Source organism: Burkholderia sp. 3C (genome assembly GCF_054589155.1).
In genome coordinates, this window is record NZ_BAAILN010000093.1 from 232,383 (window position 1) to 248,841 (window position 16,459).

Consider the following 16,459-nt stretch of genomic DNA (forward strand, 5'->3'; position numbering starts at 1 on the left):
TCTCGGGCAACAAGAGGGACGCTTGCACTCGCGGTTCTTGCAATCTCAATAACAATGGCCGGATGCGCAAGCATGGGCAATGTTGCACCGCAATCGAAGCGCGTCGATCCGTCCGCGCTCGATGCCGGATCGGCAATCCGGGCGGCGAACCGCGATGCAGGCTGGCCCAGCGCCGATTGGTGGCGCGCTTACGGCGATCCGCAACTGGACGGCTGGATCACCGCCGCGCAGGCCGGCAATCCGTCGCTGGCGGCGGCCCAGGCGCGCGTGCGCCAGGCGCAGGCCGCCGCGCGCGTTGCCCATGCGGATGAATTGCCGCAGCTCGACGGCCGGCTGTCGCTCGAACGCGAGCACTGGCCCGACGACTACTTCTACGGCCCCGGCACGCTCTCGAACAGCAACACCTGGAACAACACCGGCACGCTGAACCTGTCCTATCACCTCGATCTTTGGGGCAAGGACAAGAACAACGCCGAGCGTGCGCTCGATGCCGCACGCGCACAAGCGGCCGACGAACGCGCCGCGCGCCTCGAACTCGAGGTCAACGTGGTGCGCACCTATATCGATTTCGCGAAGAATTTCGCGCTGCTCGATATCGCCCATCAAGCCTACGACCGCCAGCACGAACTCGTCGAGCTGGCGCAGAAGCGGCTGCGCGCCGGCATCGGCACGCAGCTCGAACTGAGCCAGGCCGAATCGCCGCTGCCCGACTATTCCCGCCAGATCGACAGCTACGAGGAAGCGGTGCAACTCGGCCGCCATCAATTGGCGGCGCTGGCCGGCAAGGGCCCCGGCGCGGCCGAGGCGCTCACGCGCCCGGCGCTGTCGCTGGAAACGCCGGCCAGCTTGCCTTCGGCGCTGCCCGCCGAGCTGATCGGCCGCCGCCCCGACGTGGTGGCCGCGCGCTGGATGGTCGACGCGCAGGCACGCGGCATCGACGTGGCCAAGGCGCAGTTCTACCCGAACGTCGACCTGATGGCCTCGCTCGGCGGCTTCGGCGTGGGTTCGGCGCTCACCGGCTTCCTGCGTTCGATGAACGGCGGCTGGACGGCCGGCCCGGCGATCACGCTGCCGATCTTCGAGGGCGGCCGACTGCGCGCGCAACTCGGTGGAGCCGCGGCCGGCTACGACGAGGCCGTCGAACACTACAACCAGACGCTGGTGTCGGCGCTCAAGGACATCGCCGACAACGTGGTGCGAATCCGCTCGCTCGACACGCAGCGCAAGGACGCCGCGCGCTCGGTGTCGCTGACGCGGCGCAGCTTCGATCTCTCGCATCAAGGCTTCAAGCGCGGCCTGACCGACTACGTGAACGTGCTCGTCTCGCAGTCGCAACTGCTGCGCGCGCAGGAAAGCCAGACGCGCGTCGAAGCGGAACGGCTGGCTGCCCATGCGTCGCTAATGGCCGCGCTCGGCGGCGGGCTCGACACGCCGGAAAACGGGCCGCACGATGCCGACACGCCGAAGGCCGCAGCGGCCACCGCGCCGCTCGCAGCAGCGGGCGGCCCTGCCGCCACGGCACCCGGCAAACCGGCCGACGCCGGCACCGCCGCCAACCCGGCACCGGCCCGCGCCGCCATGGCCCGCCCGACCACCGCCCCCCGCAGCGCCACCGCGCCTGCGGCCGACTGAGGGCGCCGACCATGTCCGCCTCCCCGTCCTCCCCCACCGCCACGCCGCCCGGCCGCCACCCGTTCGCGGCGCTGGCCGCCGCGTTCGCCGACTGGGCACGCACCGACGGCAACGCCTGGCTCTACCTCGTCAAGGCGCTGACGGCCGCGTTCCTTGCGATCGGCGTGTCGATGGTGCTCGACCTGCCCGCGCCGAAAACGGCCATGACCACCGTATTCATCGTCATGCAGCCGCAAAGCGGCGCGGTGCTGGCCAAGAGCTTCTACCGCCTGACGGGTACCTTCGTGGGCCTGGTGGCCACGCTGACCTTCGTCGCGCTGTTCCCGCAGCAGCCCTGGCTGTTCCTGAGCGCCGTGTCGCTGTGGGTGGCGATCTGCAACGCAGGCGCCGCGCGCAACCGCAACTTCCGCAGCTACGGCTTCCTGCTGGCGGGCTACACGGCCGCGCTGATCGGCCTGCCCGCCTCGCAGCAGCCCGACACGGCGTTCATGACGGCGCTCACACGGGTGGCCGAAATCGTCGTGGCGATCGTCTCGGCCGGTCTGGTCAGCGCGTTGCTGTTCCCGCGCTACACGGGCCAGCAGATGCGCACCACGGTGCGTCGCCGTTTCTCGTCGTTCGTCGATTACGTGACGTCGGCGCTGTCGGGCAAGCTCGACCGCGCACAAATCGAGAAGGTGCACACGAATTTCGTGGCCGACGTGATCGGTTTCGAATCGGCGCGCAGCATGGCCGTGTTCGAGAATCACGAATCGCGCAAGCGCAACGGGCGGCTCACGCGCCTGAACAGCGAGTTCATGACCGCATCGAGCCGCTTTCACGCGCTGCATCAGTTGATGAACCGGCTGCGCGCCGCGCATGACACGGCCGTGATCGCAGCAATCGAGCCGTACTTCCGCGAGATCGCGCCGCTGCTCGAACCGGACGGACGGCCGGTGCTCACCGCCGCCGAAGCCACGCGCGTGACCGAGCCGCTGCTGGCCTATCGCGACGCACTGCCGCAACGGCTGCGCGCCACCCGTGCCGAGCTCGAACGGCAGCCCGAGTTCCCGCTGCTCGATTTCGACACGGCCGCCGAGTTGCTCTACCGCTTCATCAGCGACGTGCACGCCTACGCCGCCACCTACGGGTCGCTCGCCAGCGAGACGCACGAACGCGAGCGCTGGATCGAACATTTCGAGCCGAAGACCAACCTGACCGCCGCGTTGATCGCGGGCCTGCGCACCGGCGTCGTGATGATGCTGCTGGGCTGGTTCTGGATCCACAGCACCTGGCCGAGCGGCGTGATGCTGGTGCTGAACTCGGCGGCCGTCTGCGCGCTGGCCTCGTCGTCGCCGCGCCCGAGCACCACCGCCGTGCAGATGGCCATGGGCGCCTCGCTCGGCGTGGCGATGGGCTCGCTGCTGATGTTCGTGATCTACCCGCGCATCGACGGCTTCGTGATGCTCTGCGTCGCGCTCGCACCGCTGCTGTCGATCGGCATCTGGCTGACGATGAAGCCCAAAACCGGCGCGCACGGCATGGGCTACCTGATCTTCTTCAGCTTCCTGGCCGGCCCCGACAACATCACGCGCTACGACCCGACCGACTTCATCAACAACGGCATGGCGATCGTGCTGGCCATGGTGGTGGTGGCGATCGCGTTCGGGGTGCTGATGCCGCCCACCGCGCCGTGGCTCAAGCGCCGCCTGCTCGCCGACCTGCGCCGGCAGGTCGTGCAGGCCTGCGAGGGCCGTCTGGCCGGGCTGCGCACCCGCTTCGAGAGCGGCGCGCGCGACCTGATGTTCCAGGCGCACACGCTGTCGGCCGACCAGCCGGGCGTGCAGCGCGACGCGCTGCGCTGGATGTTCGCGGTGCTCGAAACCGGCAACGCGATCATCGACCTGCGCCACGAACTGAAGGGCCTGCCCGACGATCCGCGCTACGCGGCCTCGATGCCGTGGCGCGTCGCGATCCGCGCCATGCGCCGCAAGGTCTGCGCGCTGTTCGCCGGGCCGAAGCCGGCGCGCTTCGACGCCGCGCTGGCCGCGACGATCGACGCCATCGCGGCCACCCACCAGGCGCTCGACACGTTCGCGCCGCCGGCCGAGGAGCGCCAGCGCCTGCAACGCATACTCAGTCACCTGCATCTCGTGCGCACCGCGCTGCTCGATCGTGACTCGCCGCTCGCGGCGCTCGACGGCAACGCCGCACCGCCTACTCCGGGAGCCCCATCATGATGCCGCGTGAAATCGCCGTATTCGATGCGTACATGCCGACCGTCGTGCTGTTGTTCGTGCTCGGCGCCATCCTGACCTGGGCGCTGGACCGGGTGCTGGCCGCCACCGGCCTGTACCGGCTGGTCTGGCATCCCTCGCTGTTCCGCGCCAGCCTGCTTGTTTGCATCTGCGGCGGCCTGAGCCTCGCCGTCTACCGTTGAAATGAATCGAACCATGCTCCTCAAAAAACTTTTCGGCTTCGTCGCGACAGCCGTGATCCTCGTCGTCGCGATCCTGATCGGACACCGGCTGTGGGTCCATTACATGGACGAGCCGTGGACCCGCGACGGCCGGGTGCGCGCCGAAATCGTCAACGTCGCGCCGGACGTGTCGGGCGCCGTGGTCGAGCTGCCGGTGCGCGACAACCAGTTCGTGCACAAGGGCGACCTGATCATGCAGATCGATCCGTCGCATTACGAGATCGCCGTCGAGCAGGCCAAGGCCGCCGTGGCCGCGCGCCAGTCCGAGTTGCAGATGAAGCGTGCGGACGCCGCGCGCCGCGCCGATCTCGACGCAGCCGTGGTGTCGAAGGAAAACCGCGAGAACGCCGCGCAAACCGCCTCGGGCGCCGCCGCCCAGCTCCAGCAGGCCAACGCCGCGCTCGACGCCGCCAAGCTGAACCTCGAACGCACGCGGGTGGTCGCGCCGGTGGACGGCTACATCACCAACCTGAACGTGTTCAAGGGCGACTACGCGACGGCCGGCAACGCCAAGCTCGCGATCATCGACAGCCATTCGTTCTGGGTCTACGGCTACTTCGAGGAAACCAAGCTGCCGCGCGTGAAGCTCGGCGCGAAGGCCGAGATGCGGCTGATGAGCGGCGGCGTGCTGAAGGGCCATGTCGACAGCTTTGCGCGCGGCATCTACGACCGCGACAACCCGCAAAGCCGCGATCTGGTGGCCGATGTCAATCCGACCTTCAACTGGGTGCGGCTCGCGCAACGCGTGCCGGTGCGCATCCATATCGACGAAGTGCCGGACGGCGTGGTGCTGTCGGCCGGCACCACCTGCACGGTGATCGTCGACGAGGGCAAGCCGCAGGCAGGCACCGACCACAAGACGCCGGCACCCGCCACGCCCGCGCCCGCGCATTCCTGATCCGCGCCGCCCCCCGGCGGCCATGAAAAAACCCCGCGATGCCTGACGCATCGCGGGGTTTTTCGTCGGTACCGCCGAAAGCGGGCGCCCGGCGCTTCGCGTCTCAGCCCGCCACGCGGAAGTGCCCCACCAGCGCCTTCAGCGATTGCGCCTGCTCGTCGAGCGAGCGTGCCGCCGCGGCGGCCTCCTCGACCAGCGCCGCATTCTGCTGCGTGCCGGAATCCATCTGCTCGACCGCGCGGCCGATCTCGTCGATGCCGGCGCTCTGTTCGGTCGATGCGGCTGAAATCTCGCCGATGATGTCGGTCACGCGCCGCACCGCGCGCACCACGTCCTCCATCGTGCGGCCGGCGTCGGTCGCCAGTTGCGCGCCGTTCGCCACGCGATCCACCGACGCGCCGATCAACTGGCGGATTTCCTTGGCCGCCGTGGCCGAGCGCTGCGCGAGCGAACGCACCTCGCTCGCCACCACCGAGAAGCCGCGCCCGTTCTCGCCCGCGCGCGCCGCCTCGACCGCCGCGTTGAGCGCGAGGATGTTGGTCTGGAACGCGATGCCCTCGATCGTGCCGATGATCTCGCGGATGCTGCGGGCGCTGGCGTCGATCTCGTTCATGGTGTTGACCACGCGGCTCACCACCTCGCCGCCCTGCTCGGCCACGTCGGACGCGTTCTGCGCCAAGGCGCTGGCCTGCCGCGCGTTCTCGGCGTTCTGGTGCACGGTGGAAGTCAGTTGCGACATGCTTGATGAAGTGCGCTCCAGCGCCACCGCCTGCTGCTCGGTGCGCTGCGACAGATCGAGGTTGCCGGTGGAGATTTCGCTCGACGCCGATGCGATCGCCTCGGCGCTGGCCGCGATCTCGCGCACCGTCTGCCCGAGTTCGCGCTGCATCGCGTCGAGCGCGAACAGCACGCTGTCGCGATCGCGCTTGGTGAGCTTGACCGGCTGGGTCAGGTCGCCGCGCGCGATGCCGGCCGCGATCACCTTTGCCGTGGCCGGTTCGCCGCCCAGTTGCGCGCCGAGCCGCTGCACCACCCACGAGGCGATCAGGATCGCCAACACGATCAGTCCGGCCGTCATCACGGCGATCATCAGCAGCGAGGCGTGGAAGCGCGCCGTGGAAGCGTCGCGCGTTTCCTTGGCGGCTTCGCCGCGCGCCGCGACCAGCGTATCGACCTGCTTTTCGAGCTTGCCCGTTTCGACCAGCAGGCTCACGTCCTGCGTGCCGACCTGCCAGTTCATCTGCGACAGATCCAGCGATTGCTGCTTGACCAGCGTGACGAAGTCGCTCAGATGGCCGCTCCAGTCCTTCACCGACTTGGCGAAGCTGTCGAGCGCGGCGCGGTCGCCGGCGTCGGCGTAGCGGTCGAGCACGGCCAGTTCGGTCGTGATGCCGTTCAGGTCGCCCGTGATGTCGTTGCCGAGATCGTCGCGCTCCTTGGCCGTGGTGGCCGTCAGCAGCATCTTCTGCGCACGGCTCGCGCGCAACACGTGGCCGCGCACCGATTCGGCCGCGTGGCTGGCGACATGGCCCTGCTCGTAGACGGAGCGGATCGATTCGTCGAGCCGGCTGATCTGCCAGAGCGAGAACAGGCCGATCGCCAGCGTGCCCACCAGCACCACGGCGAACGCCGCATACAGCGTCGCCCGCACCGACCAGGTCCGCCCCGGCGCCCGCGTGCCCCGTGTCGAAGCGGCCGACGCGGCGGCGCCGGACGTCATGCCTGCCGTCGCCGGCCGTGCGCGCAGCGAAATTCCCATCATCCTTCCCCCGTACTCATTCTGCTGCCGGAAATGTCGGCTCCGGCATCACCGTACGGCCGCCAGCCGCGGATCTGCGGCACGGACCTTTCCGCGCGTGTCGTCACGGATAAGGAATTGTCGGCAGGTCGGATTTTTTTCTTGAGTACGGGTCTGTCCTGATAGGAGGCAATTTTTATTCGTGCAAACAAAAATCTTGTGCGATCGCTGCACCGAATCGAACCCGCCGAGATGTCCGAATCGCGACAAAACTTGGCCTGACAATCCGAGTGAGCCAATTTACACTCCGGTGACGCTGTTACGAATTCCCATTACACCGCGCGGCCCCGCCGCCCAACGCTCGTTCGCCATGCAAACCAGCCTCGATACCGCTCAGCCCTTGCCCAACACGCCGGCCGCCACCGCGGCGCCGGCGCCCGCCCGCACCGATTACCCGGTGCTCGGCGCGATCAGCTTCTCGCACCTGCTCAACGACATGATTCAGTCGTTGATCCTGGCGATCTATCCGATGCTGAAGGACAACTTCTCGCTGTCCTTCGCGCAGATCGGCCTGATCACGCTGACCTACCAGATCACCGCCTCGCTGCTGCAACCGCTGGTGGGCCTCTATACCGACAAGCGGCCGCTGCCGTATTCGCTGCCGGTCGGCATGGGCTTCACGCTGTCGGGGCTGCTGCTGATGTCGGTCGCGCCGAGCTTCGGCGTGCTGCTGGTGGCGGCCGCCCTGGTGGGTTGCGGCTCGTCGGTGTTCCATCCGGAATCGTCGCGCGTGGCGCGGATGGCCTCGGGCGGACGCCACGGCCTCGCGCAGTCGCTGTTCCAGGTGGGCGGCAACGCCGGCACCTCGCTCGGGCCGTTGCTCGCGGCGCTGGTGATCATCCCGCACGGTCAGCACAGCATCGCGTGGGTGTCGGTGGCCGCGCTGGTGGCGATCGTGGTGCTTGCGCAGATCGGCCGCTGGTACCGCCGCCAGCCGTCGCTGAAGAAGCGCAAGACCGGCGAGCGCCATGCCACGCTGTCGAGAAAGCAGGTCCTGCTCGCGCTCGGCGTGCTGATGATGCTGGTGTTCTCGAAGTATTTCTATCTGGCCAGCATCACCAGCTACTTCACCTTCTACCTGATGGATCGCTTCCATCTCGGCGTGCAGGCCGCGCAGTTGCACCTGTTCATCTTCCTCGCCGCCGTGGCGGCCGGCACCGTGATCGGCGGGCCGATCGGCGACCGTATCGGCCGCAAGGTCGTGATCTGGGTGTCGATCCTCGGCGTCGCGCCGTTCACGCTGATGCTGCCGCACGCAAACCTGTTCTGGACCAGCGTGCTGACCGTGATCATCGGCGTGGTGCTGGCCTCGGCGTTCTCGGCGATCCTCGTCTACGCCCAGGAGCTGATTCCGGGCAAGGTCGGGATGGTGGCGGGCCTGTTCTTCGGCCTCGCGTTCGGGATGGGCGGGATCGGCGCGGCGGTGCTCGGCGACATCGCCGATGCGACCAGCGTGTCGTACGTCTACCAGCTTTGCGCCTACCTGCCGCTGCTCGGCGTGCTGACGGTGCTGTTGCCCGACGTCGAGGGCAAGAAGGCGAAACGGGCGGCGGCGGCCGCGTAAGCCGCCTCGCGGGAGCGCGCTTCCCGAATGCAAAACGCCCGGTTCGTGTGAACCGGGCGTTTTTTCGTCTGCTCGCGCCGCGAACCGGCCGGCGTTCTCAGGCCGGCAACGCACTCGCCGGATCGGATTCGCCGGCTGCCGCAAGCGGCGCGCCGGCCAGCCCGATCAGGAACCCCTTCAGGATTTCCGACGAATAGGCGGCGGCGATCTCGGTCAGGAAATTCGTGAACGAGGCCGTGGCGTGGTCGTCGGCCGTGTCGGAGATGGTACGCACCACCGCGCACGGCACGCCGTATTCGTAGCAGACCTGCGCCAGCGCCGCGCCTTCCATTTCGACGGCCAGCGCATCGGGCAGCGCCTCGCGCAACGCGACGACTTCCGGTTCGCTCGACACGAACCGGTCGCCGCTGATGATCAGGCCCGCATGCACGCGCGCGCCGCGCAGCCGGAAGCGCGCCTTCAGCGCTTCGCCGTGCTCGGCCACGAACGCGTCGCAGGCCGCATGCAGCCGCGCCGACAGCGCCGCATCGGCCGCGAAGCGCGTGATGCCGAGCAGCGGCACTTCGTGGCGCGGAAAGATCGGCGATGCGTCGAGATCGTGCTGCAACAGCGCCTGCGCCACCACCACGTCGCCCACCGCCACCTCGCGCGACACGCCGCCGGCCACCCCGGCGAACACGATCGCGCGCACGTCGAAGCGATGGATCAGCGCGGTGGCCGTGGTGGCGGCCGCCACCTTGCCGACGCGTGCGAGCGTCACCACGCAGGGCACGCCGTAGGCGGTGCCGACGTGGTATTCGCGCTGCCCGAGCGCGATCGTCTCGACCGCGCCCTCGGCGCGCATCGCGGCGACCAGATCGCCCAATTCCTGCGGCAGCGCGGCGAGGATGCCGAGCGGCCGGCTGCGGTCGAAGCTCAGAGAAGACGTCATGATCATTCCACCGGCTGGAGTTTTGCGACGGCCAGCGCGAGCCATTTCTCGCCGTGCCGCTTGAATCGGACCTGCGCCTTCGCATCGGCGCCTTCGCCTTCGAGGGCCGTGACCTTGCCCTCGCCGAATTTGGTATGAAACACCGCCTGGCCGACGCGGAAGCCGTTGCCGGCCGCGCGCTTCTCGTTGGCGAACGCCGGCAGCGGCGCCGTCACGGCCGCGTCGACCACCGTCTCGCGCGAGCCGCCGCTGCTGCTGCCGCTACCGCCGCCCGGCCGCGAGAACCAGTTGCGGCCATAGCCCGCGTTGTCCGCACGGCCGCCCCAGCGGCTGCCGGCCTCGACCTGCGGCGTCAGCCACTTCAGCACGTGCTGCGGCAGCTCGTCGAAAAAGCGCGAGCGGATGTTGTAGCGCGTCTGGCCGTGCAGCATGCGGCTTTGCGCGAACGACATGTAGAGCCGCTCCTTGGCGCGCGTGATCGCCACGTACATGAGCCGGCGCTCCTCTTCCAGCCCCTCCGATTCGAGCGCGCTGTTCTCGTGCGGGAACAGGCCTTCTTCCAGGCCGGTGATGAACACGGCCGAGAATTCGAGGCCCTTGGCCGCATGCACGGTCATCAGTTGCACGGCATCCTGGCCGGCCTGCGCCTGGTTGTCGCCAGCCTCCAGCGAGGCGTGCGACAGGAAGCCGGCCAGCGGCGTCATGGTGTCGGGGTTCTGGGCCGGGTCGCCCAGCTCGGCCGGCGCCAGCACCGTGTCGGCCGCGTCGCCCGCCACGGCGATCTCGGGCGCCGCGCTCGCGCCGGGGCGCAGCGGAACCGCACGCGCCGGCGCGTCGAGCCCGTAACCCTCCTCGCCGACGAACGCGGTGGCCGCATTGACCAGTTCCTGCAAGTTTTCCAGGCGATCCTGCCCTTCGCGCTCGCCCTCGTAGAAAGCGCCGAGGCCGCTCACGCGCACCACATATTCGACCGTCTCGGGCAGGCTCATGCGCGCCGTCTCGGCACGCATCTTCGCGATCAGGTTCGCGAACGCGCCAAGGCTCGACCCGGCCTTGCCGGTGACATAAGGGATCGCGGCCGACATCGCGCAGTTGTAGAGCCGCGCCGCGTCGGCAAGTTGCTCGATCGAGCGCGCGCCGATGCCGCGCGTCGGGAAATTGACCACGCGCACGAACGCCGTATCGTCGTTCGGGTTGTCGATCAGGCGCAGATAGGCCAGCGCGTGCTTGATTTCCTGGCGCTCGAAGAAGCGCAGGCCGCCATACACGCGATAGGCGATGCCGGCCGTCATCAGGGTGTGCTCGATCGCGCGCGACTGCGCATTGCTGCGATAGAGCACGGCCACTTCGCTGCGCGCCATGCCGGTGGTGATCAGCGAGCGGATTTCCTCGACGATCCAGCCGGCTTCCTGGGAATCGGTGGCCGCCTCGTACACGCGCACCGGCTCGCCGTGCCCGGCATCGGTGCGCAGGTTCTTGCCGAGCCGGTGCGAGTTGTGCGCGATCAGGTGATTGGCCGCATCGAGGATGTTGCCGTGCGAGCGGTAGTTCTGTTCGAGCTTGATCAGGTTGCGGACCCGGAATTCGTCCTCGAAGTCGCGCATGTTGCCGACGTTCGCGCCACGGAACGCGTAGATCGACTGATCGTCGTCGCCCACCGCGAAGATCGCGTTTTCCGAGCCGGCCAGCAGCTTGAGCCAGGCGTATTGCAGCTTGTTCGTATCCTGGAACTCGTCCACCAGGATCTGCCGGAAGCGCGACTGGTAATGTGCGCGCAGCGGCGGATTGAACATCAGCAGCTCGTAGCAGCGCAGCAGCAGCTCGGGGAAATCGACCACGCCCTCGCGCTGGCATTGCTGGTCGTAGGCCTGGTACAGCTCGACGAACATCCGGTTGAAGTTGTCGGTGGCCTCGACCTTGTCCGGGCGCAGCCCTTGCTCTTTCGCGTTGTTGATGAAGTACTGGACGTTCTTCGGGGGATATTTCTCGTCGTCGATGTTCGAGGCCTTCATCAGGCGCTTGATCGCCGACAGTTGATCGGCCGTGTCCAGGATCTGAAAGGTTTGCGGCAGCCCGGCGTCGCGGTAATGCGCGCGCAGCATGCGGTTGCACAGCCCGTGGAACGTGCCGATCCACATGCCGCGCGTGTCGATCGGCATCATCGCCGACAGCCGCGTCAGCATTTCGCGCGCGGCTTTATTCGTAAACGTGACGGCCAGCACGGTGGGCGGCGACGCGAGGCCTTGCTGGATCAGCCAGGCGATCCGCGTGATCAGCACGCGTGTCTTGCCGCTGCCCGCACCGGCGAGGATCAGCGCGGGCTCGTTGGGCAGCGTGACGGCGGCATATTGTTCGGGGTTCAGGTTCGCGAGCAGATCGGGCATAAAGCGGGAGGCGGACGGTGGGAGGTCAGGCGACAGGCCGGACATTATAGAGCGGTTGCGGGTAGCGCCGCCGCGCTGGTGCCGGCGCATCGGCGCGGCGATTTGCGCTGCCTCGGCGAGCCCGCGCGCACCCTCGCGCTCCCGGGCGATGCGCATCCATTTATAATTCACGGTTTCCGCATCAATCACGCATTCCTTCAGGCATTTCCAACCATGAGCGACGACAGCACGCTGGCGAAGAGTTTCGAGCCCCAGACCATCGAATCCCATTGGGGGCCGGAATGGGAAAAGCGCGGCTATGCCGCCCCGGCGTTCGACCCGGCCAAACCCGATTTCGCGATCCAGCTCCCGCCGCCGAACGTCACGGGCACCCTGCACATGGGCCACGCGTTCAACCAGACCATCATGGACGGCCTGGCCCGCTACCACCGCATGCGCGGCGACAACACGCTGTGGGTGCCGGGCACCGACCACGCCGGCATCGCCACGCAGATCGTCGTGGAGCGCCAGCTCGACGCGCAGAAAATCTCCCGTCACGACCTCGGCCGCGAGAAGTTCGTCGAGCGCGTGTGGGAGTGGAAGGAAAAATCGGGCTCCACGATCACCAACCAGGTGCGCCGGATCGGCGCGTCGACCGATTGGAGCCGCGAATATTTCACGATGGACGACAAGCTCTCGTCGGTCGTGCGCGAAGTGTTCGTGCAGCTTTACGAACAGGGCCTCATCTATCGCGGCAAGCGCCTCGTCAACTGGGATCCGGTGCTGATGACGGCCGTGTCCGATCTCGAGGTGGTCAGCGAGGAAGAAAACGGCAGCCTCTGGCACATCAACTACCCGCTCGCCTCGGGCGACGGCCACCTGACGGTCGCCACCACGCGCCCGGAAACCCTGCTCGGCGACGTGGCCGTGATGGTCCACCCGGAAGACGAGCGCTACCGCCACCTGATCGGCCAGTCGGTGCGCCTGCCGCTGTGCGATCGCGAGATCCCGATCATCGCCGACGATTACGTCGATCGCGAATTCGGCACCGGCGTGGTGAAGGTCACGCCCGCGCACGATCAGAACGACTACCAGGTCGGCCAGCGCCACCAGCTTCCGCAAATCGAAATCCTCACGCTCGACGCGAAGATCAACGACAACGCGCCGTCAGCCTATCGCGGCCTCGACCGCTTCGAGGCGCGCAAGCGCGTGGTGGCCGATCTGGAAGCGCTCGGCGCGCTCGATTCGGTCAAGCCGCACAAGCTGATGGTGCCGCGCGGCGATCGCACCGGCGTGGTGATCGAGCCGATGCTGACCGACCAGTGGTTCGTCGCGATGACCAAGCCGGCGCCGGAAGGCAGCTTCCATCCGGGCAAGTCGATCACCGAGGTGTCGCTCGACGTGGTGCGCGACGGCAGCATCAAGTTCGTGCCCGACAACTGGACCACCACCTACTACCAGTGGCTCGAGAACATCCAGGATTGGTGCATCTCGCGCCAGCTCTGGTGGGGCCACCAGATCCCGGCGTGGTATGGCGAGAACGGCGAGATCTTCGTCGCCCGCGACGAGGCCGGCGCGCGCGCCAAGGCCGCGGCCGCCGGCTACGGCGGCGCGCTCAAGCGCGACGAGGACGTGCTCGACACCTGGTTCTCGTCGGCGCTGGTGCCGTTCTCCTCGCTCGGCTGGCCGAACGAAACGCCCGAACTCCAGCACTTCCTGCCGTCCTCGGTGCTCGTCAGCGGCTTCGACATCATTTTCTTCTGGGTTGCCCGGATGGTCATGATGACGACGCATTTCACGGGCAAGGTGCCGTTCCACACCGTCTACATGCACGGCCTGGTGCGCGACGCGGAAGGCCAGAAGATGTCGAAGAGCAAGGGCAACACGCTCGACCCGCTCGACATCATCGACGGCATCGCGCTGGAAGACCTGGTCGCCAAGCGCACCACCGGCCTGATGAATCCCAAGCAGGCCGCCAGCATCGAGAAGAAAACCCGCAAGGAATTCGCCGACGGCATTCCGGCGTTCGGCACCGACGCGCTGCGCTTCACGATGGCGTCGATGGCCACGCTCGGCCGCAACGTCAACTTCGACCTGGCGCGCTGCGAGGGCTACCGCAACTTCTGCAACAAGCTGTGGAACGCCACGCGCTTCGTGCTGATGAACTGCGAAGGCCACGATTGCGGCACCGCCAAGCCGGAACAGTGCGGCGCGGGCGATTGCGGCCCCGGCGGCTACCTCGATTTCTCGGCGGCGGACCGCTGGATCGTCTCGCTGCTGCAACGCGTGGAAGCCGACATCGCCAAGGGCTTCGACGATTACCGCTTCGACAACATCGCCAACAGCATCTACAAGTTCGTCTGGGACGAGTACTGCGACTGGTACGTCGAGCTGGCCAAGGTGCAGATCCAGAACGGCACGCCGGAGCAGCAGCGCGCCACGCGTCGCACGCTGCTGCGCGTGCTCGAAACGGTGCTGCGCCTGGCGCACCCGGTGATCCCGTTCATCACGGAAGCGCTGTGGCAGAAGGTGGCGCCGCTCGCCGGCCGCTACCCGGCGGGGCAAGCCGAGGGCGAAGCCTCGCTGATGGTGCAGGCCTATCCGGTCGCCGATCTCTCGAAGCTCGACGACACGGCCGAGCAATGGGCCGCCGACCTGAAGGCCGTGGTGGACGCCTGCCGCAACCTGCGCGGCGAGATGAACCTCTCGCCGGCCACCCGCGTGCCGTTGCTCGCCACCGGCGATCTCGACCGCCTGGCCGGCTTCGCGCCGTACCTGAAGGCGCTGGCGCGTCTGTCCGACGTGACGATCGTGGCCGACGAAGCCACGCTCGACGCCGAAGGCCAGGGCGCGCCGATCGCCATCGTCGGCGCCAGCAAGCTGGTGCTGAAGGTGGAGATCGACGTGAAGGCCGAACGCGAACGCCTGTCGAAGGAAGTCGCGCGTTTGGAGAACGAAATCCGCAAGTGTGAAGCCAAGCTCGGCAACGAGGCATTCGTCGCGAAAGCCCCGCCGGCCGTGGTCGAACAGGAGCAAAAGCGCATCGCGGAATTCCGCGTGACGCTCGAAAAACTGGCGGCGCAGCTTGCGCGGCTGCCGGCGTAACAAACGGTAAGGCCGCTTGCACGGACCGTGCCAGCCCAATCAACATGGGCGGCACGGACGATACAACCCCAGATGAAAGGTCGATCACATGCTGAAAGTCACTAAGGCGGTATTCCCGGTTGCCGGCCTCGGCACCCGCTTTCTGCCGGCGACGAAGGCAAGCCCGAAGGAAATGCTGCCCGTCGTCGACAAGCCCCTGATCCAGTACGCCGTCGAGGAAGCGATCGCGGCCGGCATCACGGAAATGATCTTCGTGACCGGCCGCAGCAAGCGCGCGATCGAGGATCACTTCGACAAGTCGTACGAAGTCGAAGCCGAACTCGAAGCGCGCGGCAAGGAAAAGCTGCTCGACCTGGTGCGCAGCATCAAGCCGGCCAACGTCGATTGCTTCTACGTGCGTCAGCCGGAAGCGCTCGGCCTCGGTCACGCCGTGTTGTGCGCCGAAAAGCTGGTGGGCGACAACCCGTTCGCCGTGATCCTCGCCGACGACCTGCTCGACGGGCAACCGCCCGTCATGAAGCAGATGGTCGACACGTTCGATCACTATCACAGCTCGATCATCGGCGTCGAAGAGATCCCCCCGAGCGAAACGCGCTCGTACGGCATCGTCGACGGCAAGGAGTGGGAAGACTCGATCATCAAGCTGTCGGGCATCATCGAGAAGCCGGCGCCCGAAGACGCGCCGTCGAACCTCGGCGTGGTCGGCCGCTACATCCTGAAGCCGCGCATCTTCGAACACCTGCGTTCGATCAAGCCCGGCGCCGGCGGCGAGCTGCAGCTCACCGACGCGATCGAGGCGCTGCTCGCCGACGAACAAGTGCTGGCCTACAAGTATCAAGGCACGCGCTTCGACTGCGGCAGCAAGCTCGGCTACCTGAAGGCGACGGTCGAGTTCGCCTTGCGCCACCCGGAAGTGCGCGACGAGTTCGAGCAATACCTGCGCGAACGCGGCACGCATCAGTCGGTGTAAAGCCCCGCCCTGTTCAACCGCGTTTTCCAACGCGGACAGCATAAAAAACGCCGCTTCATGCGGCGTTTTTTACTGTGCGGCCCCGGCTTACTGCGCAGCGGCAGCCGGTTTCACCGACACCACGCCGGGCAGGCCGCCCGCCGGATCGGGCCGCGTCTTCACCAGCCAGCCGCGCGCGTCGTCGAACGGCAGCTTGGCCAGCGCGCTGCGCACCAGCAGCGGCATCGCGGCGAGCGCATCGGGCTGGCGGTCGCGCGCGGCGGCCGTGACCTGATAGGCCGTGGCCCCCGTGCGGCGATCGACGAAACGCAGCGTCAGCAGATGCCGATAGATCGGCCCCGCGAACGGCAGCGGAAACGGCGCGGAGCCGTCGACGCGCAAGCCCGGCGCATCGGAGCACGGCCCGCTGTTGATCGGGCACGGCGCGCCGAGCGCGAGCCCGGCCGGCTGCGTCGCGTAGGCGATCGCGAGCCGGTAGCGCGCCGCCTGCCCCGCGTCGGCCTGCCGGTAGCCGTCGTGCGCCAGCGCGTCGCGTACCAGCGTCTCGACGCGCGCGTACTGCGCGTTGCCGTCCTGTGCATCGGTGCGCGTCAGTTCGTAGGTCTGCCCGGCCGTGCCGAAGCCGGCCGGCTGCCCGGTCACGCTGACGCCGGTGGTCGGCGCGGCGCAACCGGCCAGCAGCACCGCCGCGAAGCCGGCGCTCATGATTCCCATCGCCCGAATCGTTTTCATTCCCGTTC

The 16,459-nt window shown here is 67.7% G+C and carries 11 protein-coding genes; 7 read left to right on the top strand and 4 right to left on the bottom strand.

Translation table 11 applies throughout. The annotated features are described in order from the left end of the window. Window positions 1-72: 72 nt before the first annotated feature. Genes ACYP33_RS19505 through ACYP33_RS19520 form a run of 4 tightly spaced genes read left to right on the top strand, consistent with a single transcriptional unit; the run spans window position 73 to window position 4,988 of the window. Window positions 73-1,632: an efflux transporter outer membrane subunit gene (locus ACYP33_RS19505; RefSeq protein ID WP_459623412.1), complete on the top strand. Its 1,560-nt coding sequence runs from the start codon at window positions 73-75 to the stop codon at window positions 1,630-1,632. An 11-nt stretch (window positions 1,633-1,643) separates the two neighbouring features. Next, window positions 1,644-3,851: an FUSC family protein gene (locus ACYP33_RS19510; protein WP_459623414.1), complete on the top strand. Its 2,208-nt coding sequence runs from the start codon at window positions 1,644-1,646 to the stop codon at window positions 3,849-3,851. Then, window positions 3,848-4,051 (top strand): DUF1656 domain-containing protein, encoded by a 204-nt coding sequence (locus tag ACYP33_RS19515; RefSeq protein ID WP_206129043.1) that lies wholly within the window; start codon window positions 3,848-3,850, stop codon window positions 4,049-4,051. Before ACYP33_RS19510 ends, ACYP33_RS19515 begins: the two co-directional genes overlap by 4 nt. A gap of 13 nt (window positions 4,052-4,064) precedes the next feature. Continuing rightward, window positions 4,065-4,988 carry an efflux RND transporter periplasmic adaptor subunit gene (locus tag ACYP33_RS19520; protein WP_459623417.1) on the top strand — a complete coding sequence of 308 codons (924 nt, stop codon included), beginning with the start codon at window positions 4,065-4,067 and terminating at the stop codon, window positions 4,986-4,988. Between the two features lie 103 nt (window positions 4,989-5,091). On the opposite strand, the gene ACYP33_RS19525 is transcribed toward ACYP33_RS19520, so the two are convergent. Next, window positions 5,092-6,750: a methyl-accepting chemotaxis protein gene (locus ACYP33_RS19525; protein ID WP_459623418.1), complete on the bottom strand. Its 1,659-nt coding sequence runs from the start codon at window positions 6,748-6,750 to the stop codon at window positions 5,092-5,094. Between the two features lie 346 nt (window positions 6,751-7,096). On the opposite strand from ACYP33_RS19525, the gene ACYP33_RS19530 reads away from it, so the two are divergent. After that, complete coding sequence (locus ACYP33_RS19530) at window positions 7,097-8,350, top strand: MFS transporter (protein ID WP_459623420.1); 1,254 nt, start codon at window positions 7,097-7,099, stop codon at window positions 8,348-8,350. A gap of 97 nt (window positions 8,351-8,447) precedes the next feature. Here ACYP33_RS19530 and ACYP33_RS19535 read toward each other — a convergent pair whose 3' ends face one another. Beyond that, entirely contained in the window at window positions 8,448-9,281 is an 834-nt protein-coding gene (locus tag ACYP33_RS19535) for a 5'-methylthioadenosine/adenosylhomocysteine nucleosidase (protein WP_459623422.1), read from the bottom strand. 2 nt (window positions 9,282-9,283) lie between these two features. Then, window positions 9,284-11,665, bottom strand: a complete 2,382-nt coding sequence (locus tag ACYP33_RS19540) for a UvrD-helicase domain-containing protein (RefSeq protein WP_414444909.1) — start codon at window positions 11,663-11,665, stop codon at window positions 9,284-9,286. Window positions 11,666-11,878: 213 nt separating this feature from the next. Here ACYP33_RS19540 and ACYP33_RS19545 point away from each other — a divergent pair, with 213 nt between their 5' ends. Together ACYP33_RS19545 and galU are read left to right on the top strand one after the other, a co-directional pair. Then, window positions 11,879-14,749 (top strand): valine--tRNA ligase, encoded by a 2,871-nt coding sequence (locus tag ACYP33_RS19545; protein ID WP_459623424.1) that lies wholly within the window; start codon window positions 11,879-11,881, stop codon window positions 14,747-14,749. 88 nt (window positions 14,750-14,837) lie between these two features. Next, a complete protein-coding gene (galU, locus tag ACYP33_RS19550; protein WP_414444907.1) occupies window positions 14,838-15,719 on the top strand; it encodes a UTP--glucose-1-phosphate uridylyltransferase GalU in 882 nt (293 codons plus the stop codon). Between the two features lie 87 nt (window positions 15,720-15,806). On the opposite strand, the gene ACYP33_RS19555 is transcribed toward galU, so the two are convergent. Continuing rightward, window positions 15,807-16,451: a DUF4136 domain-containing protein gene (locus ACYP33_RS19555; RefSeq protein ID WP_459623426.1), complete on the bottom strand. Its 645-nt coding sequence runs from the start codon at window positions 16,449-16,451 to the stop codon at window positions 15,807-15,809. Window positions 16,452-16,459: the final 8 nt, after the last annotated feature.

What these genes read in the sequence shown, in the direction of transcription:
- ACYP33_RS19555 (WP_459623426.1), bottom strand. Translation starts at nt 16,451, where the DNA reads ATGAAAACGATTCGGGCGATGGGAATCATGAGCGCCGGCTTCGCGGCG.
- ACYP33_RS19510 (WP_459623414.1), top strand. Translation starts at nt 1,644, where the DNA reads ATGTCCGCCTCCCCGTCCTCCCCCACCGCCACGCCGCCCGGCCGCCAC.
- ACYP33_RS19535 (WP_459623422.1), bottom strand. Translation starts at nt 9,281, where the DNA reads ATGACGTCTTCTCTGAGCTTCGACCGCAGCCGGCCGCTCGGCATCCTC.
- ACYP33_RS19545 (WP_459623424.1), top strand. Translation starts at nt 11,879, where the DNA reads ATGAGCGACGACAGCACGCTGGCGAAGAGTTTCGAGCCCCAGACCATC.
- ACYP33_RS19520 (WP_459623417.1), top strand. Translation starts at nt 4,065, where the DNA reads ATGCTCCTCAAAAAACTTTTCGGCTTCGTCGCGACAGCCGTGATCCTC.
- ACYP33_RS19525 (WP_459623418.1), bottom strand. Translation starts at nt 6,750, where the DNA reads ATGATGGGAATTTCGCTGCGCGCACGGCCGGCGACGGCAGGCATGACG.
- ACYP33_RS19515 (WP_206129043.1), top strand. Translation starts at nt 3,848, where the DNA reads ATGATGCCGCGTGAAATCGCCGTATTCGATGCGTACATGCCGACCGTC.
- ACYP33_RS19530 (WP_459623420.1), top strand. Translation starts at nt 7,097, where the DNA reads ATGCAAACCAGCCTCGATACCGCTCAGCCCTTGCCCAACACGCCGGCC.
- ACYP33_RS19505 (WP_459623412.1), top strand. Translation starts at nt 73, where the DNA reads ATGGGCAATGTTGCACCGCAATCGAAGCGCGTCGATCCGTCCGCGCTC.
- ACYP33_RS19540 (WP_414444909.1), bottom strand. Translation starts at nt 11,665, where the DNA reads ATGCCCGATCTGCTCGCGAACCTGAACCCCGAACAATATGCCGCCGTC.
- galU (WP_414444907.1), top strand. Translation starts at nt 14,838, where the DNA reads ATGCTGAAAGTCACTAAGGCGGTATTCCCGGTTGCCGGCCTCGGCACC.